The 22,989-nt window shown below is 71.0% G+C and carries 23 protein-coding genes and 3 tRNA genes; 16 read left to right on the top strand and 10 right to left on the bottom strand.

Going from position 1 to position 22,989, the window contains the following annotated elements:
• Positions 1 to 2 precede the first annotated feature (2 nt).
• Positions 3 to 959 carry a hypothetical protein gene (locus VFZ70_09950; GenBank protein HEX6256116.1) on the bottom strand — a complete coding sequence of 319 codons (957 nt, stop codon included), beginning with the start codon at positions 957 to 959 and terminating at the stop codon, positions 3 to 5.
• A 546-nt stretch (positions 960 to 1,505) separates the two neighbouring features.
• On the opposite strand from VFZ70_09950, the gene VFZ70_09945 reads away from it, so the two are divergent.
• The 6 genes from VFZ70_09945 to VFZ70_09920 all read left to right on the top strand — a co-directional run bounded on the left by VFZ70_09945 (position 1,506) and on the right by VFZ70_09920 (position 7,466).
• Positions 1,506 to 2,666, top strand: coding sequence for an acyltransferase (locus VFZ70_09945; protein ID HEX6256115.1), 1,161 nt, complete (start codon positions 1,506 to 1,508; stop codon positions 2,664 to 2,666).
• 95 nt (positions 2,667 to 2,761) lie between these two features.
• Complete coding sequence (locus tag VFZ70_09940) at positions 2,762 to 3,547, top strand: GNAT family N-acetyltransferase (protein HEX6256114.1); 786 nt, start codon at positions 2,762 to 2,764, stop codon at positions 3,545 to 3,547.
• 78 nt (positions 3,548 to 3,625) lie between these two features.
• A complete protein-coding gene (locus VFZ70_09935) occupies positions 3,626 to 4,549 on the top strand; it encodes an ABC transporter substrate-binding protein (GenBank protein HEX6256113.1) in 924 nt (307 codons plus the stop codon).
• Positions 4,550 to 4,586: 37 nt separating this feature from the next.
• On the top strand, positions 4,587 to 5,480 hold the full coding sequence (locus tag VFZ70_09930) for an amino acid ABC transporter permease (GenBank protein HEX6256112.1): 894 nt from the start codon (positions 4,587 to 4,589) through the stop codon (positions 5,478 to 5,480).
• Complete coding sequence (locus tag VFZ70_09925; protein HEX6256111.1) at positions 5,477 to 6,244, top strand: amino acid ABC transporter ATP-binding protein; 768 nt, start codon at positions 5,477 to 5,479, stop codon at positions 6,242 to 6,244. Before VFZ70_09930 ends, VFZ70_09925 begins: the two co-directional genes overlap by 4 nt.
• A gap of 265 nt (positions 6,245 to 6,509) precedes the next feature.
• Positions 6,510 to 7,466, top strand: a complete 957-nt coding sequence (locus VFZ70_09920) for a hypothetical protein (protein HEX6256110.1) — start codon at positions 6,510 to 6,512, stop codon at positions 7,464 to 7,466.
• A 151-nt stretch (positions 7,467 to 7,617) separates the two neighbouring features.
• Here the strand turns inward: VFZ70_09920 and VFZ70_09915 are convergent, their stop codons facing one another.
• On the bottom strand, positions 7,618 to 8,376 hold the full coding sequence (locus tag VFZ70_09915; GenBank protein HEX6256109.1) for a carbon-nitrogen family hydrolase: 759 nt from the start codon (positions 8,374 to 8,376) through the stop codon (positions 7,618 to 7,620).
• 33 nt (positions 8,377 to 8,409) lie between these two features.
• Positions 8,410 to 9,582 carry a pyridoxal phosphate-dependent aminotransferase gene (locus VFZ70_09910; protein ID HEX6256108.1) on the bottom strand — a complete coding sequence of 391 codons (1,173 nt, stop codon included), beginning with the start codon at positions 9,580 to 9,582 and terminating at the stop codon, positions 8,410 to 8,412.
• A 216-nt stretch (positions 9,583 to 9,798) separates the two neighbouring features.
• Here VFZ70_09910 and VFZ70_09905 point away from each other — a divergent pair, with 216 nt between their 5' ends.
• The 4 genes from VFZ70_09905 to VFZ70_09890 are packed head-to-tail and all read left to right on the top strand — an operon-like array spanning position 9,799 to position 14,503.
• Positions 9,799 to 13,122: an ATP-binding protein gene (locus VFZ70_09905; protein HEX6256107.1), complete on the top strand. Its 3,324-nt coding sequence runs from the start codon at positions 9,799 to 9,801 to the stop codon at positions 13,120 to 13,122.
• Positions 13,115 to 13,537: a roadblock/LC7 domain-containing protein gene (locus VFZ70_09900; protein HEX6256106.1), complete on the top strand. Its 423-nt coding sequence runs from the start codon at positions 13,115 to 13,117 to the stop codon at positions 13,535 to 13,537. The genes VFZ70_09905 and VFZ70_09900 overlap by 8 nt, the downstream gene beginning before the upstream one ends.
• Positions 13,534 to 13,887, top strand: a complete 354-nt coding sequence (locus tag VFZ70_09895) for a DUF742 domain-containing protein (protein HEX6256105.1) — start codon at positions 13,534 to 13,536, stop codon at positions 13,885 to 13,887. The genes VFZ70_09900 and VFZ70_09895 overlap by 4 nt, the downstream gene beginning before the upstream one ends.
• Complete coding sequence (locus VFZ70_09890; GenBank protein HEX6256104.1) at positions 13,868 to 14,503, top strand: ATP/GTP-binding protein; 636 nt, start codon at positions 13,868 to 13,870, stop codon at positions 14,501 to 14,503. Before VFZ70_09895 ends, VFZ70_09890 begins: the two co-directional genes overlap by 20 nt.
• 15 nt (positions 14,504 to 14,518) lie before the next feature.
• Here VFZ70_09890 and VFZ70_09885 read toward each other — a convergent pair whose 3' ends face one another.
• The 6 genes from VFZ70_09885 to VFZ70_09860 form a co-directional block, all read right to left on the bottom strand.
• On the bottom strand, positions 14,519 to 16,438 hold the full coding sequence (locus VFZ70_09885) for a hypothetical protein (protein HEX6256103.1): 1,920 nt from the start codon (positions 16,436 to 16,438) through the stop codon (positions 14,519 to 14,521).
• Positions 16,439 to 16,676: 238 nt separating this feature from the next.
• Positions 16,677 to 17,009, bottom strand: coding sequence for a hypothetical protein (locus VFZ70_09880; protein ID HEX6256102.1), 333 nt, complete (start codon positions 17,007 to 17,009; stop codon positions 16,677 to 16,679).
• A gap of 26 nt (positions 17,010 to 17,035) precedes the next feature.
• Positions 17,036 to 17,398: a DsrE family protein gene (locus VFZ70_09875; GenBank protein HEX6256101.1), complete on the bottom strand. Its 363-nt coding sequence runs from the start codon at positions 17,396 to 17,398 to the stop codon at positions 17,036 to 17,038.
• Positions 17,392 to 17,697 (bottom strand): hypothetical protein, encoded by a 306-nt coding sequence (locus tag VFZ70_09870; protein ID HEX6256100.1) that lies wholly within the window; start codon positions 17,695 to 17,697, stop codon positions 17,392 to 17,394. The genes VFZ70_09875 and VFZ70_09870 overlap by 7 nt, the downstream gene beginning before the upstream one ends.
• Positions 17,694 to 18,731 carry a helix-turn-helix domain-containing protein gene (locus tag VFZ70_09865; protein ID HEX6256099.1) on the bottom strand — a complete coding sequence of 346 codons (1,038 nt, stop codon included), beginning with the start codon at positions 18,729 to 18,731 and terminating at the stop codon, positions 17,694 to 17,696. Before VFZ70_09865 ends, VFZ70_09870 begins: the two co-directional genes overlap by 4 nt.
• A 156-nt stretch (positions 18,732 to 18,887) precedes the next feature.
• Positions 18,888 to 19,919, bottom strand: a complete 1,032-nt coding sequence (locus VFZ70_09860) for a hypothetical protein (protein ID HEX6256098.1) — start codon at positions 19,917 to 19,919, stop codon at positions 18,888 to 18,890.
• A gap of 217 nt (positions 19,920 to 20,136) precedes the next feature.
• Here VFZ70_09860 and VFZ70_09855 point away from each other — a divergent pair, with 217 nt between their 5' ends.
• Together VFZ70_09855 and VFZ70_09850 are read left to right on the top strand one after the other, a co-directional pair.
• Positions 20,137 to 20,808 (top strand): response regulator transcription factor, encoded by a 672-nt coding sequence (locus VFZ70_09855; GenBank protein HEX6256097.1) that lies wholly within the window; start codon positions 20,137 to 20,139, stop codon positions 20,806 to 20,808.
• 5 nt (positions 20,809 to 20,813) lie between these two features.
• Complete coding sequence (locus tag VFZ70_09850; GenBank protein ID HEX6256096.1) at positions 20,814 to 21,170, top strand: hypothetical protein; 357 nt, start codon at positions 20,814 to 20,816, stop codon at positions 21,168 to 21,170.
• Here VFZ70_09850 and mshD read toward each other — a convergent pair.
• Complete coding sequence (mshD, locus tag VFZ70_09845) at positions 21,164 to 22,144, bottom strand: mycothiol synthase (GenBank protein HEX6256095.1); 981 nt, start codon at positions 22,142 to 22,144, stop codon at positions 21,164 to 21,166. The genes VFZ70_09850 and mshD overlap by 7 nt on opposite strands.
• A gap of 141 nt (positions 22,145 to 22,285) precedes the next feature.
• On the opposite strand from mshD, the gene VFZ70_09840 reads away from it, so the two are divergent.
• The 4 genes from VFZ70_09840 to VFZ70_09825 form a co-directional block, all read left to right on the top strand.
• Positions 22,286 to 22,357, top strand: a tRNA-Lys gene (locus VFZ70_09840).
• Between the two features lie 20 nt (positions 22,358 to 22,377).
• Positions 22,378 to 22,452 (top strand) — tRNA-Asp (locus VFZ70_09835).
• A gap of 53 nt (positions 22,453 to 22,505) precedes the next feature.
• Positions 22,506 to 22,578, top strand: a tRNA-Phe gene (locus VFZ70_09830).
• A 138-nt stretch (positions 22,579 to 22,716) separates the two neighbouring features.
• On the top strand, positions 22,717 to 22,989 hold a 273-nt coding region (locus tag VFZ70_09825), incomplete at its 3' end, for a phage integrase N-terminal SAM-like domain-containing protein (protein HEX6256094.1).

Raw genomic sequence — 22,989 nt, 5'->3', positions numbered from 1 at the left:
GACTAGCCCTGTGCGCCCGGCTGGGTCAGGCCCTCACCGACCCGGCGCAACACGCGTCCCCGCACGCCGTCGGCGTCGAGCTGCCGGGTGGCGAGCGTGCCGTCGCGTTCCAACGGCAGCAGCGTCAGCGCGACCATGCCGCTGTCGTCGGGCGCCGCGCTGGTGATCACGCCGTTGCGCTCTCCCACGCGGACGTCGCCGTCGACCGGCACGGCGGCGTCGAAGGCCGCGGTCCACAGGGCGCGGCGGGGGCGTCCGAGGTTGTAGGTCTTGGCGATCGACTCCTGGCCCGGATAGCAGCCTTTGCGCAGGTGCACGTGGGTGGGCAGTAGACCGAGCTCCTGGGTGCGGCGCCCGGCCGTGATCTCGCGACCCCACACCGGCACGGCGGCCCGGATCCGCCACCGTTCCCAGTCGGCGGCGGCGGCCGTGGGGAGGTCGAGATCGCGCTCGCGCGCCTCGACCCACGCCGAGGGACCGAGGTAGTCGACGCCGCCCGACCGGTCGCGGACGACGATCCCGTCGCCCTGCGGAGCGGCGGTCATCGGTTGCGTGCGGGCACCGGGCAGCCCCTCGCAGTCCGGCCCGCGCACGCTGATCATGCGCCAGTCTGCGGACAGGTTCTCGGCCGTGGCCTCCAGCAGGAACGTGAAGCGGTTCAGCGTGTCGACCAGGCTCGCCGTGACCTCCGGGGGCGTGGTGAGCAGCACGTCACCCGCCCGGACGACCGCTCGCCCTTCGGCGAGTGCGGTGCCCTTGGCGTCCAGGTGGAGGAAGTCGGCGACCGTGCCCGCGCGCGCCTGCTCGAGATCCTGTGAGAGCAGGCTGTGCAGGTACGTCAGGCGATCATGGCCGGAGACGCGGATCACGCCGACCGGTCGGGCGTACATCGCGGTGGTGGTGTCGAGCGGGCCCATGACCGCACGGTAGCGCGCCATCGCGGCGATGGCCGTTGCCATTCGCGGACACCGATGTCATGCTGGCCGGACGACAGAAAGGAGGTGGTCCAGCGCATGAGTTCTGATAGTTCACGCGTGACCGTCGAGGTGATGAGGCGCTAGCGCCTATCCGGTCAACGAGGCATCCGACCGGACCACCATAGGTGCCTCGCGATACCACCCTCCTCACCCGCTCGTTCGTCCGTGGGAGCTGGTCACACCCACCCACCCGGAACCGCCCGACAAGCGGTGTTCGCCGGGGATCGTGACGTTCGACGGCGAGTGCAGGATGCCGACGGCCCGGGCCATCACGGCCCGGGCCGTTCTGTGTCCCGACCCGCCCGGTGTGACAGCGCCGGGCGTTGGCACGCGCCCGTCCGGTCGCTCACGACCCGGGGGTGCCACGCCCTGCGGAGCCTGCGGACGATCGCGGCCATCGCGTGCGATGATCGGCGCCCGGGTGGGCCGGTGCCCGCTCGACGAGGCCTGCCAGGGGCGATGGACGTACAGACGACGACCACACGTGATGACGGGGTGCGCGACCGCCCGGTCGTCGACCGAGCCCGCGTGGCTGTCAGCGAGCGGCACGACTACCTGTCGGGCATCACCGGTCTGCGCGCGCTCGCCATCGTCGGTGTCGTGCTCGCGGCCGCGGGCAACGGGTGGCTGACCGGCGGGCGGACGGTCGGCATCGAGGTGCTCTTCGTCCTGAGCGGCTACCTCACCGTCACGACGCTGACGCCGGCGGACGGGTCCCGGACCACCGTCGTCGAGTTGATCCGTCGGTGCGGAGGGCGGGCCCGCCGGATGCTCCCGGCGCTGCTGACGCTGCTGGGGGGCGTGTCGCTGTTCGTGCTGGCCGACCGACCTGAGGAGCTGTACCGGCTGGGGGGTGACATGCGGGCGACGCTGGTCGGCGTCGTCAACTGGCACCTCATCACGCAGCCGGCGGGATCGGGGCCGTCCGCGCTCGAGCACCTGTGGGCTCTCGCGGTCGGCGTGCAGTTGACGGTGGTGGTCGCGCTCGTCGTCGTCGCGGTCCGCTCCCCGCGCGCACGGGGTGTCGCTGCCATGGCGGCGGTCGGCGGCGCGGTCGCGGCCAGCGTCGCGCTGGCGGTGCTGACCTCGGACGGCGACCTGGGCCTGCGGCTGCTGTACGGCACAGACGTGCGCTCCGGCGGGCTGCTGCTCGGCGCAGCGCTGGGTCTCGTCCTGCGCCCGGCCCGGCTGGATGGCGTCGGCGGCGTGCGGAGACGACGTCTGCGCGGTCTCGGCCTGTTGGCGCTCGGCGGACTGGTCGTCATCATGCTGACCACCGGCCCGACCGCCGCGTGGTTCGGTCGGGGCGGGCTGTTGGTCACCGATCTGCTCGCTGTGCTGGCGCTGGCCGCCATCGTGCGCGGCGCCCCGTTCCCGCTGCTGGACCGCCCCGCGACCCAGTGGATCGGTCTGCGCGCCTACGCGATGTACCTGTGGCAGTGGCCGGTCATCGTCGCGCTCGGTGGCCCGTCCACGGTGTCGCGTCCCGTGTACACGGCCGTCTACCTGCTGGCGGTCGTCCTGCTCGGAGACCTCACCTACCGCTTCGTCGAGGTACCCCTCGACAGCACATGGCGGGTGCCGGGGACCGGGACCGCCGGTCGGCCGGGCCTCGCCGCCGGCGTGGCCGCGCTGGCGTGCGGAGCCGCGTGTGCCGCCGCGCTGCTGACACCGCCGCCCGCGCCATGAGGCCGACGGCCGTCACGCACGCAACCGCAGCACCGGTCGCGTCGTCACGGCGCGGTCGGGCCACCCGCGACCAGGTGCGGTTATGATCCGCCGCTATGACGCCGCGTGACCGTCCCGAGCCCGTAGGCGACCGCGGGGCGGTGCTCGACGTCCTCACGGAACACCGCGCCATCCACGCCTACGGCATCATCGACGCCGTCCAGTTCTGGGACACCTCCCGCTGGTGGGTACGTGACAACGGTGTCGTGGGCCACATCGGCCTGCCGGGGGTCTCCGACGCGGTCGTGTACGCGGTGTCCGCTGTCTACGCCGCGGCGACGATTGCGCTGCTCACCGACATCGTCGACGACCTGCCCGATCGGTTCGCGGTCACAGGTCCGTCCGGTCTGGCCGCCCGCATGCAACCGACGCACTCGGCCACGCGGGTCGAGCCGTACGTCAAGATGCAGCTCATCCGACCCGACCTGCTTCCCGACCCGGGCCCGGGCGTACGCATGCTCGAGCCAGCCGATGGCGAGGCGTGCACGGTGCTGCTCGAGCAGACGAGCGGATCGCCGGACTTCTTCCGCCACGACCTGCTGGGCACGGGCCGGCACACCGGGATCTTCGACGGCACCACCCTGGTCGCCATGGCGGGTACGCACGTCATCGACACCAACCTGGGCCTGGCGGCGATCGGCAATGTCAACACGTTGCCCGCCTACCGCGGGCGTGGTCTGGCGCGGCAGGTCGTCGCCGCGCTCTCGCGCCGGTTGCGTGACGAAGTCGATGTCGTCGCGCTCAACGTGGATCGCGACAACACGCCGGCGCGCAACCTGTACGAGGGCCTGGGCTTCCTGCCGCTGATGGAGTACGAGGAGTCCGAACTGGTCCGCCGTTGACCGCGACCAGCGTACGATTGCGATCGGACGGCGGTGCCCGTGGTGGTGCCGTCGGTCGACGAGTGACAGGAGCGGGTCGTGACGCGTTGGATCGCACTGGTGCTGGGGTTGATGCTGCTGGTCACCGCCTGCGGCGGTGCCGCCGAGACGGACACCTCGGAGGCGGATGACGACGCGGGCGCCGCGACCGGGACCACCGCTGAGGCGGTTGCGTCCGACGCGTCGTCGGCGCCTGCGTCCGCCGCGTGTGACGTCGCCAGCCTGCCGCTGACAGAGGACCGAACACTCACGGTCGCGACGGGTGAGCCCGTGTTCGAGCCGTGGATGGTCGAGGACGACCCGAGCAACGGTGAGGGCTTCGAGAGCGCGCTGGTCTACGCGCTCGCCGACCAGCTTGGATTCGCCGAGGGCGACGTGGAGTGGGTGCGCACCGGCTTCGACGAGGCGATCGCGCCGGGTGACAAGGACTACGACTTCAACATCCAGCAGTACTCGATCACCGAGCAGCGCGACGAGGTCGTCGACTTCTCGGACGGCTACTACGAGGTCGAGCAGGCGCTCGTCGCCGCCGCGGGCTCGCCGGTGGCCGCGGCGACGACCGTCGAGGACCTGCAGTCCGCGCGCCTGGGCGCCGCGATCGGCACGACGAGCCTCGACTACATCGACCAGGTCATCGAACCGGAGACACAGGCCCAGGTGTTCGACGACAACGCCGCCGCCAAGGCCGCGTTCGACGCTGGGCAGGTCGACGGCCTCGTGTTCGACCTGCCGACGGCCTACTTCATCACGGCGGTCGAGATCCCCGACGCGTCGATCGTCGGCGTGCTGCCACGAGCGGACACGGGACAGCCCGAGGAGCTCGGCATACTGTTCGAGGAGGGCAGCGAGCTCGTGCCCTGCGTCAACGAGGCACTGGCGGCGCTGCGTGACGACGGCACGCTCGAGGAGCTCGAGGAGGAGTGGCTGAGCCAGTCCGGCGACATCCCGACGTTGACGAACTGAGCGGCGGCGCCGGCGTCGGCGACGGCATGGACCGGCTGTGACCGGCTCCGGCCCGCGCTCAGGTGTGGGCTCGTCGCAGGAGCCCGTCTCATGGACCGGGTCGGGTGCGCTCGGGCCCGTGCGCGGCTGGCTCGCCGAGGAAGGAGCGCGCGGGGCGCTGATCGCGACGATCAGCACCCTTGGCGTGGTCGCGGTCGCGGCCTGGGCGGTCCTGACGAGCGACAACTGGGACGCGGTCCGGGCACAGTTCTTCAATCCCGAGGACTTCGTCGCCGCGTGGCCGGATGTGCTCGCCGGGTTCTGGCTCGATCTGCGCATGTTCGTCATCGCACAGATCGCGATCCTGGTGTTCGCGCTGCTGGTCGCGGTCATGCGCAGCCTGCGCGGTCCGGCGTTCCTGCCGCTGCGTCTGCTGGCCGTGCTCTACATCGACCTGTTCCGCGGCGTGCCGTTGATCCTGGCGATCCTGCTGTTCGGGTTCGGCGTCCCGGCCCTCGACATCCCGGGTGTCCCACGCAGCCAGCTGTTCTGGGGCGTCACCACGCTGGTGCTGTCGTACTCGGCCTACACCGCCGAGGTGTACCGGTCGGGCATCGACGCCGTCCCGGAGAGCCAGCGGTCCTCGGCGCGATCGCTCGGGCTGACGCAGTGGCAGGGCCTGCGGTACGCGATCCTGCCGCAGGCTGTGCGCAACGTGGTCCCGGCGCTGCTCAACGGTCTCGTCAGCCTCCAGAAGGACGTCGCGCTGGTCAGCGTGCTCGGCGTGCGTGAGGCGGTCCGGGCCGCGGAGATCTACACGTCGCGCACCTTCAACTACACGTCGTTCATCGCTGCCACCCTGCTGTTCCTGCTGATCAGCATCCCGGCCGCCCGGTTCGCCGACTGGTACACCGCCCGCGACCGGGCGCGACGCTCGCAGATGGCGGCATGAGCGCCCGCGACGCTCCACGAACGCCCCGGCTCCAGCTGGAGGGGGTGCGCAAGCGCTTCGGCGCGAAGGTCGTGCTCGACGGCATCGACCTCACTGTCGAGGAGCACGAGGTCGTGTGCCTGATCGGCCCGAGTGGCTGCGGCAAGTCGACGCTGCTGCGCTGCATCGACCTGCTCGAACGCATCGATGGCGGTCGCATCCTGCTCGACGGGCGGGACATCACCGCGCCCGGCGTCGACGGCACCGCGATGCGCAAGCGCATGGCGATCGTGTTCCAGTCGTTCAACCTGTTCCCGCACATGACGGTGCTCGACAACGTGACGCTGGCACCGCGCAAGGCCCACGGCGTCGGCCGCAGGGAGGCGGAGGCGACGGCCCGCGAGCTGCTTGGCCGTTTCGGGCTCGGCGACAAGGCCGACGAGTACCCCGAACGGCTGTCGGGTGGGCAGCAGCAGCGCGCGGCGATCGTCCGCGCGCTGACGATCGATCCGGATCTGCTGCTGCTCGACGAGATCACCTCGGCGTTGGATCCGGAGCTGGTCGGTGAGGTGCTGGCCGTCATCCGCGAGCTCGCCGGCGCCGGCATGACGATGGTGCTGGCGACCCACGAGATGGGCTTCGCCCGCGACGTGGCCCACCGCGTCTGTTTCCTGCACGACGGCCGTGTGCTCGAGTCAGGGCCGCCCCACCAGGTGCTTGCGGACCCCGCCGAGGAGCGCACCCGCCAGTTCCTGGCGCGCATCATCGACGCCGGCCGCCTCTGATCCGCGTTCTGGGGAGAGTTGTCAACGTGTGCGCGCCGTGGTCTCCCCAGGTTCGCGGGCCGTTCGCGTTCTGGGGAGAGTTGTCAACGTATGCGCGCCGTGGTCTCCCCAGATCGCAGGGCGGGGCACCCCATCGGGCGGTCAGCGGGTGAGAACCGCAGCCGTCGCCTGATCGGCCTTTGTGCGCGCTCCCGGGAGTCCGCGTGCACGATGGGCGATCCGGTACCATCGGCCCCGGTCGATCCGTTCTAGCAGAGGTCCACTCGTGCGCCGCTCGCTCATCGCCGCCCTCTCCGCGCTCCTCGTGCTGGCCGCCGTGCCGGCATCGGCGCAACCGCCGTTCCCGGAGACGATCCCGCTGACCAGCGAGGCGACCGCCACCACCGGATTCCAGGGCGAGGGCGTCGTCGCGCGTGGCTCGACGGCCTACGCCGGGTCGCTGGCGACCGGCACGATCGTCACCGCCGACCTGGTGACGGGGGACGTCACGACGCTGGTCGCGTCGGCCGGTGGACCGGCGGTCGGGCTGGCGCTGGCCGGCGACCTGCTGTTCGTGGCCGGTGGTCCCACCGGTGAGCTGCGTGTCTACGACGCGACGAGCGGAGACGAGATCGCTGTCGTCCAGCTGTCCGATCCCGGTGCCGGCTTCATCAACGATGTCATCGTCACGGGCGACGCCGCGTACGCCACCGATTCGTTCAACGCGACGCTGTACCGCGTGCCGCTGACCGGTCGCGAAGTGGGCGAGCCGGAGCCGCTCACCCTGACCGGGGACTTCGAGCTCGCTCCCGGCTTCAACGCCAACGGCATCGAGGCGGTCGGTGGTGGCGACGCGACCCGCCTGATCCTCGCGCAGTCCGCTGACCCGACGGACGGCACCGGCAGCGCGCTGTACCTGGTCGAGCCCGGTGAGAACGAGGCCGAGGCGATCCGCATTGCGATCGACGGCGACGTCACGAACGCCGACGGCATCGTGCTCCGCGGACGCACCCTCTACGTCGTCGAGAACCAGCAGGACCGCGTCGCGATCGTGCGCCTGTCGGGGGACCTGACCAGCGGAACCGTCACCGGGTATCTGACCGACGACGACCTCGCGACGCCGACCACCGCGACGCTGGCGCTCGGCGCGCTGTACGCGGTCAACGCACGGTTCGCCGACCTCGGGATGGGTGCGGATCCGACGACACTCGACTTCGAGATCGTGCGCGTCGAGCTGCGCTGAGACTCTGCTCGGACCGACACCGTCCGCGTCGGGCTGCGTTGCGGCTACGTGGTGACGATGCCACGCGCGCCATCGTGGACGCGCAGCCGGCGACCGACGAGGGCCGGGCGCCGGCGCGTGCGGGACGGCTCGAACAGGTTCCGTCGCCAGGTCAGCGGCGGTCCTGCAGGAACCTGAAGCGGTCGCGCGTCGCGGTGACCGTGTCGGCGTCGATGTCGCACACCAGCGTTGCCTCGCCACCGGCGGCTGACGCCAGCACTTCGCCCATCGGGTCCACGACCATCGTGTCGCCGGCGTAGGTCAGCCTGCCGCCGGTCCCCACACGGTTGACGCCGATGACGTAGGCCTGGTTCTCGATCGCGCGGGCCCGCAGGAGCGTCCGCCAGTGCTCCCGTCGGGTGTCCGGCCAGTTGGCCGGCACGACGTACACATCGGTGTCGAGCGCCGTCGCCCAGAACTCGTCCGCGAAGCGCAGGTCGTAGCACACGAACAGTGTGGTCCGCAGCCCGTCGACGTTGACCGTGACGTAGCGGTCACCGGCACGGAAGTGCTCGTGCTCGCCGGAGTGTGTGAACGGATGGATCTTGCGGTAGCGCTGCACCTCACCCGACGGCGACGCCAGGATCAGGGTGTTGTAGGGACGCTCGCGGTCCTCGGCGCGCTCGGCGACCGACCCCGCCAGCCACGCGTCGTGTCGCTGGGCCTGTTCGACAAGGAACGACGTCGCGGGCCCCCCGGCCGGCTCGGCCGTGACGTCGGTCCGCATCGAGAACCCTGTGGCGTACATCTCGGTCAGCACGATCAGGCGCGCGCCGGCGCCCGCGGCGCCGGCGACCCTGGGTGCCAGCGCCGCGAAGTTCGCCTTGGGGTCCTCCCACACGATGTCGTGCTGGATGGCGGCCACGCGCATGTCATCCCTCTCCCTCGAGCGCCCGTCCGGCGGTCACCCGCCGTGCGGCAGCTTCGACAGTCGGCGCAGTCCCTCGTCGATCAACGCCTCGGACTTGCAGAACGCGAAGCGGACGAGTGGTGCGCCAACGGTCGTGTCGTCGTAGAAGACCACCTCGGGCACGGCGGCGACCCCGACCCGCTCGGGAAGTTGCGCGCAGTAGGCCATGCCGTCGTCGTAGCCCAGCGGGCGGATGTCCGCGGTCGCGAAGTACGTGCCGGCCGGCGTCGGGACGTCGTACCCGAGCTCCCGGAGACCGGCGCAGAGCTGATCACGGCGGGCCCGGTAGAGGTCCGTCAGCTCGTCGAAGACGGCATCGCCCAGCCCCAGTCCGTACGCGACGGCGTGCTGGAACGGTGTGCCGTTCGTGAAGGTCAGGAACTGCTTCGTGGTCCGCAGCGCGGTCGTCAGCGCCGGTGCTGCGCACGCCCAGCCGACCTTCCACCCGGTGAACGAGAAGCTCTTGCCCGCCGACGAGATGGTGACCGTCCGCTCGCGCATGCCCGGCAGCGTCGCGAGCGGCACGTGCGCGCCGTCGAACACGAGGTGCTCGTACACCTCATCGGTCACGGCGATCAGGTCGTGCTCGACGCACACCCTCGCGATCGTGGCGAGCTCGCCCTCGTCGAAGACCCTCCCGGTCGGGTTGTGGGGGCTGTTGATCACGAGCAGTCGCGTCCGTGGCGTGACGGCGCGCTCCAGCTCGTCCACGTCGAACCGGAACGTCGGCGGCCGCAGCGTGACGGCGCGCCGTACCGCGCCCGCCATGGCGATCCCCGCGGTGTACACGTCGTAGTACGGCTCGAAGGTGACGACCTCGTCACCGACCTCGCACAGCGCGAGGATGGTCGCTGCCAACGCCTCGGTCGCTCCGGCGGTCACCGTGATCTCGTCGTCGGCGTCGAACGCCAGCCCGTAGCGGCGCCGCTGATGGTCGGCGATGGCGTGGCGCAGGGCCGGTACGCCCGTGCCAGGCGCGTACTGGTTGTGACCGGCGCGCATCGCAGCGATCGCAGCGTCGCGGATCTCGGCCGGTCCCTCGACGTCGGGGAAGCCCTGCCCGAGGTTGACCGCGTCGTGCCGGACGGCCAGCGCAGTCATGACCGAGAAGATGGTCGTGCCCAGCCCCTGCAGTCTGGAGATCAGATGCGGTGACCGCCGTGTCATCGCCACCTCGTCGTCGACGCCGGTGTCGATGCTATCGGCCGCGGCTGGCCGATCGGTCGATTCGCGAGATGCTTACGTATGTGCGAGTCTCTAGGACTCGGTGACACGCAGGCCGGGCGCCGGGGGCCAGACACGATCGTCCACGGTGCCGCCGATCCGGGTCACCGTCATCGGCCGGATGATCGGCACGGCATCAATCCCAACGTGAGCGGACGCATGGGGTCAACCACAGCCAGCCCAACCAATAACCGCAGCCCGCGTGCGGCTGACGCGCCCGCGTCGTCAGCGCCCGGATCGACGCGCCAGTCGCTCAAGAGCCGCATCCTGTCGAGGGCACTGCTGATCTCGATCCTGCCGCTCCTGCTGCTCGGCACGATCGCCCTCAGCAGCCTGGTCGGGCTGTCCCGGTCAGCGGAACGCAACCTCGACGCCAGCCGCGAAGGGCTGGCACGCGACGTTGTCGGGCGCGCAGTGCGGACCGAGGCGTTCGGCGTCGCCCAGGACGTCGACCGGGCCATCGGGGAGCGTGTCGACGACGTGATCGCCCTGTCGGCGTCGCCGTCGGTGCGCGACGCCGCGAGCACCGGATCCGAGACCGGCGACACCCTGGTCATCCGCCCGACGAGCGAGCTCGAGTCCGAATTCGACCGGCAGCGGCGGCTGGGCGCCGGGTCGACCTCCGACCGCTACCTGCGGTCGGTGACGCAACGTCAGCCGCAGTTCTCGGAGCTGTTCTTCACCGAGCGCAACGGGTTGGCGGTCGCCGCCTCCGCCAGGACGAGCGACTTCGTACAGAGCGACGAGACCTGGTGGAACGGTGCGTGGGAGGACGGGCTGTACCTCGGCGACGTCGAGCGCGACGACAGCTCCGACGCGGTCGGTCTGACCGTCGCCGCACGCATCGAAGCAGCAGACGGGTCGCAGCGCCTCGGTGTTGTGAAGGGCGTGATCCGGCTCGACGAGGTGCAGCGCATCGCCACCCGGCTGGCGCGCGAGACCGGCAGCGACATCACCCTGCTCACGCGTGACGGCCAGCTGCTCGCCGAGACCAGCTCGGAGCACAGCGCGTCGCGCATCATGAACGCAGACATCGAGTTCGACGAGGAGCGGGCTGACACCATCACCCGGGCGCTGGAGAGCGAGAAGCCCGGCTTCGTCCTCGCCGACCGCGCGGTTGCGGCGTTCGCACCGCTCGACGCCGTCGACGGCCGACTGTCGTCGTTGGTCGATGACTACAACGACGTCGACAGCGATGCCGTCCAGTGGGTCGCGATCGTTGAGCAACCCAACGACATCGCGTTCGCCCCGCTCAGCGGGCTGTCGGACGTCCAGCAGGGGCTGAGCCGCACCGCGCGGACCTTCGGCGTCGTGATGCTGATCGTCATGCTGATCGCTGTGCTCGCGGCGTTCATCGTGTCGACCCGCCTTGCACAGCGGATCGTCGAACCGCTCCGCTCGCTGGGCTCCACGGCGCGCAACATCGCCGACACCCAGCTGCCGATGCTCGTCCACCGGGCGCAGACGCTGCCGGGCGACGACGACGAGACACCGCAACTGCCCGCCGTCGAGCTGCACACGCACGACGAGATCGAGGATGTCGCCGACGCCTTCAACGTCGTCAGCGGCACCGCCGCGGAGCTCGCGGCCGACCAGGCGCGCAGCCGTCGCAACGTGTCACGTATGTTCGTCAGCCTGGGACGGCGCAACCAGAACCTGCTGAACCGCCAGCTCGAGTTCATCGACAAGCTCGAGCGCGACACGAACGATGCCGATCTACTCGATGACCTGTTCCGTCTCGACCACCTCGCGACGCGGATGCGACGCAACGCCGAGAGCCTGCTGGTGCTGGCCGGCGAGGAGCCCGCGCGCCGCTGGTCCGAGCCGGTGTCGCTGACCAGCGTGGTCCGGGGCGCGATCGCCGAGGTCGAGGACTACCGGCGCGTGAACCTCGAGGGCGTCGACGAGGCCGCGCTGGCCGGCAGCGCCGTCGGTGACGTCACGCACCTGGTCGCCGAGCTCATCGAGAACGCGGTGCAGTTCTCGGCGCCGGACACGTCGGTGCTGGTCGTCGGCCGGCGGGTCGTCGACGGGTACGCGCTCGCGATCGTTGACGACGGCGTCGGGATGAGCCCCGAGCAACTCGACGACGCCAACCACCGGATCGAGACCTCGCCCGAAGTAGACCGGGTGCCGTCGAGCTTCCTCGGCCTGTTCGTCGTCGGCCGGCTCGCGGCACGTCACGGCATCCGTGTGCGACTGATGGAGTCGACCACGGAGGGCATCACCGCCAAGGTGCTGTTGCCCGCGGCGTTGATCGATCCGGCGACGCGTGGGCCGTCCAACGAACTGCCTGCCGGCCGGGCGCCTGCCCTGCCCACAGGCAGCGGCACCGACCGGGGGCCGCGGCAGGCTGAGCGACGCGACGACCGGACGGGGCGCGGCTCCGACGATGACGTGCGGCCCGACCGTCGCGCACCGGTGCGTGCGCGTGCGGCGGCGTCGAACCGCGCGGAGGCGTTCGTCGACGACAGATCGGACGATGACGCCGACACTGACACCACAACGGCGCCATTCGGACGCGTCGATGTCGACCTCGATGCCCCGCCGCGTCATCGGGACGAGGTGGGCAACGACCACGCGTCGGATGGGCACTCCGGTGGTCGGCGCGACGTCGGCTGGAGCTGGACCGCCGCCGATCCCGACGATCACGTGGCCGATGGGTCCGGCATCGACGATGGCGACACCGGCGAGATCCGTGGCGGGTCCATCGGAGCGACCGCGGAACGCGGGCGGAGCAGCGGTGGATCGGACGACTGGGGTGCGGATCAGGACGCGACGGGCGTTGACAGACCGGCCGACGTGCAGCCGTGGGACCGATCGGGTGCACACGGAGACCCATCGTCCTCATCGGTCTGGGACACCGCGGTGCGGACCCAAGGCGCTGACGAACAGGACGCCGCTGACGCCCGTGAGCGCGACGATGCCGCCGACAGCGATGCGCGCGAGCGCGCTGACGTGGACGTATGGGGATCGGACGACGCCGGCTCCGACCACGCGGATGCTCGCGATGACGGCGACGGGCATGATGCCGACGCGGGGTGGGCGGATCGGGACGCCGCGTCCGACGGCCGCGACGAGGACGTCGACGTGGCTGGGTCCGAACGCCCGGCGGACGAGGGATCGGCAGACGACCCGGACGCCGTGCCGGTGTTCGAGGTCCGACGTCGGTCATCGCGACGCGACGGCAACGGCAGGCCCGCGAACGGACAGCCACCGGCTGGCCGCGCCGTGCTGCGTACAGAGCGAACGGCGTCAGATCGGCGGGAGCAGACGACCGACGCATCGGCCGACCAGCCACGGCGCGCGCCATCCCGCGCCACCGCGTACGCTGACACCGACGACAACGGCGTCACGCTCACGACGGCCGAACGTGACGCGCGCGCAGCGCGTGATCGACTCGCGCGCTTCCAGCAGGCGGTCCAACGTGGTCGGTCGGAGGCCAGCCGTCAGCACGACGGGGGAGAGCACGGCGATGCGTAAGTTGAGTGGCAGCGCTCGCAACTTCAACTGGCTGCTGTCGAACTTCGTTCGCGACGTCGCAGGCGTCCGCGAGGCGATCGCGGTCAGCTCCGACGGCTTCCTGCTCGCCGGCTCGGCCGGAAGGGATCGCGACGGGGTCGAGCAGTTCGCGGCGATCGTATCGGGCCTCACCAGCCTGACCAACGGCGCGGGCAGCCTGCTGGGCTGTGGCGACGTCGAACAGGTCATCGTCGAGATGTACGACGGCGTGCTGTTCGTGTCGGCGATCAGCGACGGCTCGACCCTCGCGGTCCTCGCAGACAAGGACTGCGACATGGGCCTTGTCGGTTATGAGATGACCCTGCTCCTCGACCGCGTCGGCACGACGCTCACGCCGGCACTCATCAGCGAGCTCAAGAACGCACTCACGGTATGAGGCAACCCTCGGCGGCCGACGACGACGGGCGGCTGGTGCCGCCTTACATCGTCACCGGCGGCCGCACACGGTCGGACGGCGCCGACCTGGCGCTCGAGACGTTGGTCACCACCACCACCGAGGGCCGCGACGCCGCCGGACGACACGTGTTCGAGCAGCGGCGGATCCTCATGATGTGTCATGAGCCGCTCTCGATCGCCGAGGTCGCCGCGACCCTGGAAGTGCCGGCGGGCGTGGCGCGGGTCCTCATCGGCGATCTCGTCGCGGACGGGACGCTGCGCGTCAGCCGGCCGACCGATACGAACGAACAGCTGATCAGGAGGCTGATCGATGGCGTCCGCTCCCTCTGACGGGTTCGGGCTGGCTCCGCAGCCCAAGTCGGTCAAGATCGTCGTCTCCGGCGGTTTCGGTGTCGGCAAGACCACCTTCGTCGGTGCCGTGTCCGAGATCGTGCCGCTCCGGACCGAGGCGGCGATGACGACGGCCAGCACCGACGTCGACGACTCGAGCTGGTTGCCGCAGAAGACGACCACCACCGTCGCGATGGACTTCGGCAGGATCACCTTCGACGAGGCGCTGCGGCTGTACCTGTTCGGTACGCCCGGGCAGGACCGCTTCGGGTTCATGTGGGACGACCTCGTGCGCGGAGCGCTCGGCGCGGTGGTCCTGGTCGATACCCGCCGACTCGACCACTGCTACGCCTCGATCGACTACTACGAGGCGCGCGACATCCCGTTCATCGTCGCTGTCAACCAGTTCGACAACGCGCCGACGCACCATCGCGACGACGTGCGGTACGCGTTGAACGTCGCCGATGACATCCCGATGGTGCGGTGCGACGCCCGTGACCGCGCGTCGGTCAAGGAGGCGCTCGTCACGTTGCTGGAGGCCGTGCTGCGCGCGGTCCAGCGCGACGCCGCGCAACCCGGGGAGTCGTCCGTGGCCGCCGGCACGCAGGGGCGCTGATCCCGCCCACTGGGCTCACACCCGCACGCGGGTGTCCGGGGTCGCCGGTTCGTGCTCGTCGACCATCTCGGTGAACGCCCGAGGTGCGGCGATGCACGCGGTCCCCAGCAGCGCACACGCAGCGGTGGCCCACAACGTCGTCTGGCGTGCCTGCAGGATCGTCGTCGATCCGCCGAGCAGGACGACGGCGGCCACGAGCGTCGCGCTGATCAGCACGGCCCACAACGCGACCGGCAGGCCGAGCACGTGCAGACCTTGCGTAGGTGTCGACGACGCTTGCCACGCTGCGAACGCTGTCGCGGCGAACGTCCCACCCATCAGGGCCGGGAGCATCACCGCCGTCACCTTTGTGTGCGCAGCGAGGATGTCTGTGGGGTCGGCGCCTGCCTCGCCGAGGAACCGGTAGACCACGATGAGGACCACGATCTGGACCACGCACAGCACGCCGACGATCACGAGCATGACCTGGGCGACGGTCGTCCACGCGCCGGCCTGGCCGGGCGGGTGCTGCTCCGACGCTCCGGTCGTGCCTGCGGTCGCACCGCCGACGGTGTCGGGCAGGTGTGGCGTGGTGACCGCGTCTTCGTGCGCCGGGACGTCGTCGGCGCCCGGCGACTGCGGGTCGTGATGCTGCGCGTCGGTGCCCGCCGCCGCGTCGGCGACAGCGAACGCGGTCGGCGAGGCCGATGCGGCGTGGTTGAGATGCCCGGCGTCATGGGGCCGGTCCGCACCGTCGGTCGTTGAGAGGCCGTCGGGAGATGACCGGTCGTCGACGTCGGCCACGTCGCGGCGGCCGTCGATGCCGTCGTCGGGCGTGACAGGGTCCGGATCGATCGTGATGTCGCCGGTCGTGGTGACGGTGTCGCCGGTCACGTCACCGCTGGTCGTCGTATCATCGGGCGCCACTGTGTCGGTGTCCGGCGTGCCCGGTCCATCCAAGGGTGGCATGTTCGCGGTGCCCGACTCCGGGACCGTGCCCGCGTCGACCGATGCCGTCGCCGTGTCCCATGCCTCGTCGGTCGTGGAGTCGATGCCGTCATTCCACGTGCCGCCCGGCTCAGCGGCGCCCCGGTCGTCCCACGCCGGGGCCTCCTCGGTGTCGGTCGTCCCGTCGGCTGTCGTGGCTGCGTCGACGGTGCCGGTCGTCCGGTCGGCCGTCGTGGTTGCGTCGGCCGTGTCCGTGGGCAGGCCGATGTCGCCGGTGTCGTCGACGCCGAGGAACTGCGGGATGTCCGTGGTGTGATCGGTGTCAGCGGTGTGGTCGACGCTGGCGACGTAGGCGGTGCCGGCGTCGTCGCCGATGTCCGTGGTGTCGTCGATGTCCGCGGTGCGATCGGTCTGCTGCGGTGCGTGCGCGTCCGACGTGGACGGCGTGGGGGCCGCAGCGGTGAACGTCGCGTCGTCCACCGTCGCCGCGGACGCACGACCGACCGTCGCGGCGTCTGTGTTCCGGTCGCCCACCGGATCGACCGGCTCCAGCGGGACGGTGGGCAGGTTGGCGAACCGGCCGGTGATCTCGACCGTCGGCTCGGACGGATCCGCCACGTCGGTCTCATCGGCCGTCGGCGTGGGTGGTGCGAGCGGACCGGAGTCGTCGAGGGTGTTGGTCCGTTCGGTCACGTTGTCGGCGGTGAACGCGCCCTGGTCGTGCTGTTCGCGCGCCACGATGGGCTGCAGGCGGTCGGTGCTGTCATCCGCCCCGGGCGCCGGCTGCTGGAAGGCCTCCAGCAGTGACGCAGCGACCAACGAGATCTCCGTCCGTTGCTCGGACGCGTCGTCGCCCGGGGCGATCTCCCGGAGCACGATCTGCTCGCCGTGGCCGGACGCCCTGTTCGGTCGCGCCGGAACGGGCAGGTTGTCGCTCGGTGCCGGTGCCGTCCCGCCGACGTCCGCGGCCTGCTCTTCCGCCGGTGCGCCACGGGCGTTCTCGAGCACGCTCGTCAGCAGGGCGGTGACCTCGGTACGGTCGCCATGTCCTTCGGCACGGCAGGACGAACAGACACGAGTTCCCTCCCTCGTGTCCCAACCGCACACTTCACACGCTTGCATGCCAACCGCTCCCATGGGAAATCGAAGCACCACCCACGGCCGACGACAGCGGACCGTGTACTGTAGCCGACCCGTTCGTCAGCGCCGAATCGACGCGGGTGGGCCGATCGCGCCGTCGGCGCGCCTACCAGTGAAGCACAGCGTCCGCGGTCCGCAGCAGTGCGGACTGTTCGTCGGCGTCGGCGATGCTGACGCCGGGGATGAGGTCCGTGCTGTCCAGGCCCTGGTGCCGGGCGCTGACGGCGTCGACATAGACCAGCACGCCGGATTCGAGCAGGCCGCGCAGATCGCGTGCGCACCGGCTGTTGGGCAGGTCATGGCCCGCGAGCGTCGCGGTGGGGGCGTCCCCGCCCTGCGCCGCGTACTCGATCGCGACACCGCGCAGCAGGACCGTCAGGTCCACGTCCTCGGCGACGGCGTAGATGTTGGCCTCGAGCACCGGGTCGGTGGTGGACATGGCGGCCGGCGCCGCAGTGAGGATGCTCACGACACGACGCGCCACGGCTGTCCACCTCCCGGAGCCAGCACCACGTCGGCGGCGCGCACGAACCGCCACAGATCCGCCTCGTCGCCGACGATCACTCCGTCCACCATCTTGCGGCCCCCGGTGGCGCCGGCCTCGACCACCCAGTCCAGCGTCGCTCCGTGCACCCCGCGGCGCACCAGCGCGCGGGCGGCGTCGGCGATGGAGCCGTCATCCAACGCGAGATCGACGGCGGTGCCGTGGGCGAAGATCATGACCCGGTGCCCCGCGGCGAGCAGGCGATCGGCGAGCTGCAGCGCCGTGGCGGCGGCCGCCGAGCTGGTCGCCGACGACAGCACGACGGTGATGGCACGGCTCACCACCACTGCGCCCTCGTCTCGGGTTCGCCGACCAGCTGTGCCACGGCCTCGAGGTCCACGAGCTCGACCTCGGTGTCACCGGGAACGATCAGGCGCTCGGCCGCCGCGTGGTCGTGCGCCCACACGCGCACGCCGGCCTCGGTGGCCTCGCGCAGGTTCGCAGCGTCGTCGTGGCCGGGTCGCAACACGATCGTGGCGGCGTCGAGCAGCACCACCACGACGTCCTCACCGTCGCGCGCCCACCCGGAGCCGAGGGCCAGCGCCTCGGCGGGTTGCTGCGATGTCAACAGTGCCACGGTCATGTGCGCCCCTTGCGGATCAGCAGCCGGATCGCCGGGCGCCCCTGATCGTCGGCGGCTCGTTCGACGCCGATCAGCTCGTGACCGGCCCGATCGGCCCACCGCGCGAACGCCGCGGGTGAGCCCGGCCCGCCGGCCAGCACCTCCAGCACGGAGCCGGGATCCAGGGCGGTGATCGCCCGCATGGCGCGCACGACGCCGGTTTCGCGGGGTGCGCCCCGCGCATCGATCCTGCCCGCCACCGTCACCATCAACCGCGAGGTCGTCGGTCCGGCCGCCGCCGGCCGGACCGCCCATCCGGGACCGCCGCCGTCGCCCACATCGGCCACGGGTGAGAGTTGGACCTGGCGCCAGACGCGGGAGAAGGCCCCGCTTAACAGGCCCCACTCGATCGCGCCGGCGAGTCCTCCGCGCACCGGTCGCAGCGGATCGAGCGCACCACCGAGACGACTGAGCAGTGACCCGGCGTCGTCCGCCCTGTGGACGTGTACGAGGTAACCGCCGGAGCGCAGGATGCGTGCCACGGCCTCGACGGCCTCGGCCAGCGACTCGACCGGCTCGGCGTGCTGCTCCGCCAGGCGTCCGCCCTCCCGCGTGGCGGCCTGCCGCACCGCCTCGAGCCGCCCGCTGCCGTGCGCGCCGCCGTTGCCGTTGACGATGACCTCGCCCAGCAGCCGAAGCAGGTTGGACGGCGTCCGCGTGGCGTCCGCGGCCGGGTCGACGCGGACCTCGTCAGCCGCCGCCTCCGGGCGCGCGAGGTAGAGCTTGGCCGGGCGCCCGCCGCCCGGGTGCTTGCGGCTGCTGACGACCACCAGGCCCGCGTCGGCGAGGGTCTCCAGGTGCGTGCGCGCGACGTTGGGGTGCAGTTCGAAGGCGCCGGCGATGTCACGGACCGTCTGTCCCTCGCCGACGCGACGAAGGTGCTCGTAGATGCTGGCGCGCGTCGTACTGCGCAGCGCGCGACGGGTGCTGACATCGGCGGTGCGGCGGACCCAGCGGTCAGCGGTCAGCTGGGTCCGCTCGCTGCCGTCATCCACAGGTGGGTCGGAAGCCGCGCGATGTGACCACGTCACTGTCGACGGGTTCCATCGGGTGCGGTGAGTGGACGACGTGCATGTCTGCTTTCTACCGTATTGACAAGCAGCCTCGGCCACACCGGCCCAGCCGGGGGGATATTTCACAGTAAACACTTGTCAGGTGGCCAGCATCTGCAGCCACAACACCGCCAACGGGGCACCCAGCAGCACGGCGTCGGCGGTACCGAACAGCAACGCGTCCGCCGTCCGTGTCCCGTGCTCATCCGTCCGGAGCACATGGCGCAGGCGGGCACCGAGCAGTGCTGCGAACACGGCGGCCAACGCCAGCCCTGTCGTCAGCGTCGGCGCCGGCGGGTCCGGTATGCCGACGGCGTACATGGTGGCGCCGCCTGCCACCGCGGCTGCTGCGGCCACGATGATGCGGTAGCGGTCGCGGTCGCCCGCCGACGGGCTGCTCGTCGCGATCACCGCGACGTCGGTAACCCCGATCACCACCAGCGTGGCCACTGTGGCAGCCGTGCCGAGCAGGTCGTACAGCGCGACCAGGGACGCGGCGCCCACGCCGACGATGAGGCCGGCGAACATCGTCGAGCCGACCACCGCCGCCGTTTCGTGACGCCGGGACGACGCGAACGCGAGCAGGAAGGTCAGCATCACGCCGACGGCCAGCGTGGCGCCCGTCCAGACGATGCTGATGCCAGGCGTGACCGTCAGAAGCGCGACCGGCGTCGTCCCCAGCAGGACGGCGGCGGGCAGGACGGTGCGCACACTCGTGGCACCCAACGCACCGTGCAGATCGACGAGGCTGCAGACCGCCACGACCAGGACCGCGAGGCCCAACACCCAGCGACCGGCGACGGCACCGAGTGCCAGCATGGCCGGCACGAGCACCGACCCGCCGAGCAGCAGCAGGTGGCCACGTCGTCGGGTCGCGCTCACGGCCGAGCCGCCACTGAACGGCGGGAGCAGTGCCAACTCGGCGCCGTCCGGCACGTCGACGGCGTCGTCGAGCGCAACCCGGGACCCGTCGAGCACGCCGGACGCGACGGTCACCCGGGTGGCGAACGGCTCACCGAAGCGGTCACACAGGCCGGCGACGATCACGGGAACCGTGTCGGGCGGAACCTGGACCTGCGCGGTCCCGGCCGCGTCACGCAGCGCAGCGAACAACCGCACCGTGACCGCCACGAACGACCTTTCGCATCACCTGCCCATGGGCAGCGTAGCCCGTCGGCGTTCCGGCCGACCGCGGCGGGCGATGCCGCCGGCCGGGGTGCTACCGTTCACTGCGTTGGACCGACGTGCCGGAGGTGTGCGTCGGTCGGTCGGATGTCGTCGCCCGCGGCGACCCCGGTGACAGACACGGTGGCTGTAGGCGGCGGTCAGTGGACGGAAGCGACGGGCAGTGAGACTGCTCATTCTCTCCGATGGCGACAGTGCGAAGACGCTGTTGCCCGCGTTGGAGTTCCTCGATCACAGCGTGTCCGTCGCCCCGCTCCACCCGCGCGAGGCGGGCGAGGCCGCGGACTGGGACCTGATCATCGTCGACGCGACCGACGACCTGGGCGCCGCGTCGAGCACGTGCCGGTCGATCGCCGCTGCGGACCGGTCGCGCCCGGTGCTGGTCGTCGTTGACGACGGCAGTCTCGCGGCGATCAAGGGCACATGGGGCTTCGACGACTGGTTGCTCCCCCGCGCACGGCCCGCAGAGCTGGAGACACGGTTGCGCCTGCTCGCCGAGACGGCGCGCAGCGCCCGCTCGTCGCGGGCGCGCATCGGCGACCTGTCGATCGACGAGGAGACGTACGTCGTGCGCCTGCGCGGCAAGCCGCTCGACCTGACGTTCCGCGAGTTCGAGTTGCTGAAGTACCTGGCGAACAACCCGGGGCGGGTGTTCACGCGGTCGCAGTTGCTGCAGGAGGTCTGGGGCTACGACTACTTCGGTGGCACCCGCACGGTCGACGTCCACATCCGTCGCCTGCGCGCCAAACTCGGGACCGAGTACGAGCAGCTGATCGGCACCGTCCGCGGTGTCGGGTACAAGCTCGATCCCGCCGCCCCGAAGGCTGACGAGTAGCGCCGGTGGCCACCTACGAAGTCAACCCCGCCGGCGTCGCGAAGGCCGAGCAGATGATCGACGCCGGTCAGTACGTCGTGTCCAGCAACTGGGGCGACGTCCAACCTGACGCCGAGGCCGGCAACGCCATGCTCGAACGCCACGGGTGGGACGGGTACGGCGCGTGGCACCTCGGCCTCACCGTCGGCGCGACCGACGAGACCAAGGGCCGCTACGCGTTCGTGTTCGGCGACTACCGCCGTGTGCACCGGTCCGGCCTGATCGCCTGCCGCTACCGCGCTGCCGAGTGGGACCACAAGGACGTCGAGCTCGCCGCCCACGAACTGCTCCAGCGGTTGGACGCCCGCCGAGCCGGTCAGTAGGCGGGGCGCAGGAGGTCCCGGGTCGCCCCGTCGACGGCGGAATCGATCCACTGCTCGTAGCACACGTCGAGGTACTCGTGGGCGAAGCCCGCGGACTCGTACAGGCGCACGGCAGTCGTGCTCGCGCAGTCGACGTACAGGATCGCCTGCCGGCACCCGCGGTCGTACAGGTGCGCCACGCCGGCGTCCAGCAGGCTGCGCCCCAGGCCCTGTCCCTGTGCCGACGGATCGACGGCGAGCACGTACACCTCGCCGACGGGCTCGTGCGCAGGCACCTCGTCGGACTCGTGGCCGTGCCACTTGGTCCAATGGAAGCCGACCAGGTCGTCGCCCCGCCACGCCATCAGCAGGTCGTCGGGCTCGAACCAGTCGCGTTGCCGCCGCTCGGCGAAGTCCTCCCGCGTCCACCCGCCGTTCTCCGGGTGTCCCTCGAACGCCGCGTTGTTGACGGCCAGGAAGGGGTCGTCGTCGCGGGGGCCACGGTAGGGGCGCACGTCGATGCCGTCCGGGTGGGTCGGTCGCTGCGGGGGGTCGTCGAGCCGGCGTGCCATGAACGCCAACTCGCGCTGGATGTCGTACCCGAGTTCGAACGCGAGCGTCTGGTCGGCCTGCTCCACACGGTGGACCCACAGGAACACCCAGCCGCCGCCGGCGCGGGCGATGGCGGCGCGTGTCTCGTCGAGCAGCGCGGTCGCGACCGTTCCGCCCTCACGTTCGTCGGGATGCACCACCACCTCGACCGCGACGCGCGGGCGTTGGCCCGGGTGGCCCCAGCGGGTGTGCACGTAGCCTATGAGGCGGCCATCGTCGTGGGCGAGCACGCCGAGCCAGCCCGTGGCCCCGACCTTGAGGTGCGAGTACTTGTGCTCGCCCACGGGCCGGTGGCCCTCGATGCGGGTCGTCGCCTCGATCAGGTCGAGGATCTCGTCGAGAACCTCGCGGTCCAGTACGGTGCGTGACTCGATGCGCAGCATGGTGGCGAAGCGTAACGTCAGGCGGGGCGAACACGTTTGTCGATCGGGCGTCCCGGCAGGCAGTTCGCGGCCGACTCGCATGCGGCGTGCGGGACGGCTACACTCCCACGGCGACGGTCGCTTGCCGCGTGGCTGCAACACGGGCCGTTAGCTCAACGGGTAGAGCTCCGGACTTTTAATCCGGCGGAGCGGGTTCGAGTCCTGCACGGCCTACTCTTTGAGGACAATTGCATGGAGCTGTGGAGCAGTTAGGAGTGCTCGTCACCCTGTCAAGGTGAAGGTCGCGGGTTCAAATCCCGTCAGCTCCGCCCACGACGGCCGGTCACCCCCGGCCGTTGTCGTTCCCGAAGGGACGGCGCCCGGTCAGGTAGCTCAGTTGGTAGAGCGCGCGACTGAAAATCGTGAGGTCGGCGGTTCGACCCCGCCCCTGACCACAAACCGCCTCTGACCAGCAGGTTTATCCACAGAACCGCCTCGGTCGATCGAGCACACCGCTCGCTCAGCGCATAACTTCGACGCCTCGGATCCACGGGTGACCCCGCGGACCGGGCCGCCGAAGGGGGCTGACGGCCATGAGCGACCTGTTCGAACCGGACGTGCTGGCATTGTTGCTGCGGCAGTGGTCGCGCAGTCTGCGGGCGCGCAACCGCTCGCCGCGGACGGTCGAGACCTACACCGACAGCGCCCAGGAGCTGGCCGCGTTCGCGCGGAAGCACGGTCACGCCGAGCTGAATCGGGCGTTGATCGAGGACTACCTCGCCGACCAAGCGTCCCGGTGGAAGCCGGCAACGGTGGCGTTCCGGTACCGGTCGCTGCAGCAGTTCACCAAGTGGCTGACGGCCGAG

The sequence above is a fragment of the Euzebyales bacterium genome (genome assembly GCA_036374135.1).
Taxonomy (GTDB): domain Bacteria; phylum Actinomycetota; class Nitriliruptoria; order Euzebyales; family JAHELV01; genus JAHELV01.
The sequence above is the reverse complement of the archived record's forward strand: the minus strand, read 5'-3'. Positions and strand labels throughout refer to the sequence as shown.

Excerpts from the sequence above, each read along its gene's own strand:
- VFZ70_09940 (HEX6256114.1), top strand. The coding sequence starts at position 2,762 with ATGACGCCGCGTGACCGTCCCGAGCCCGTAGGCGACCGCGGGGCGGTG.
- VFZ70_09880 (HEX6256102.1), bottom strand. The coding sequence starts at position 17,009 with ATGTCCACCACCGACCCGGTGCTCGAGGCCAACATCTACGCCGTCGCC.
- VFZ70_09915 (HEX6256109.1), bottom strand. The coding sequence starts at position 8,376 with ATGCGCGTGGCCGCCATCCAGCACGACATCGTGTGGGAGGACCCCAAG.
- mshD (HEX6256095.1), bottom strand. The coding sequence starts at position 22,144 with ATGCTGCGCATCGAGTCACGCACCGTACTGGACCGCGAGGTTCTCGAC.
- VFZ70_09890 (HEX6256104.1), top strand. The coding sequence starts at position 13,868 with ATGGCGTCCGCTCCCTCTGACGGGTTCGGGCTGGCTCCGCAGCCCAAG.
- VFZ70_09950 (HEX6256116.1), bottom strand. The coding sequence starts at position 959 with ATGGCAACGGCCATCGCCGCGATGGCGCGCTACCGTGCGGTCATGGGC.
- VFZ70_09905 (HEX6256107.1), top strand. The coding sequence starts at position 9,799 with ATGGGGTCAACCACAGCCAGCCCAACCAATAACCGCAGCCCGCGTGCG.
- VFZ70_09925 (HEX6256111.1), top strand. The coding sequence starts at position 5,477 with ATGAGCGCCCGCGACGCTCCACGAACGCCCCGGCTCCAGCTGGAGGGG.
- VFZ70_09900 (HEX6256106.1), top strand. The coding sequence starts at position 13,115 with ATGCGTAAGTTGAGTGGCAGCGCTCGCAACTTCAACTGGCTGCTGTCG.
- VFZ70_09910 (HEX6256108.1), bottom strand. The coding sequence starts at position 9,582 with ATGACACGGCGGTCACCGCATCTGATCTCCAGACTGCAGGGGCTGGGC.
- VFZ70_09870 (HEX6256100.1), bottom strand. The coding sequence starts at position 17,697 with ATGACCGTGGCACTGTTGACATCGCAGCAACCCGCCGAGGCGCTGGCC.
- VFZ70_09895 (HEX6256105.1), top strand. The coding sequence starts at position 13,534 with ATGAGGCAACCCTCGGCGGCCGACGACGACGGGCGGCTGGTGCCGCCT.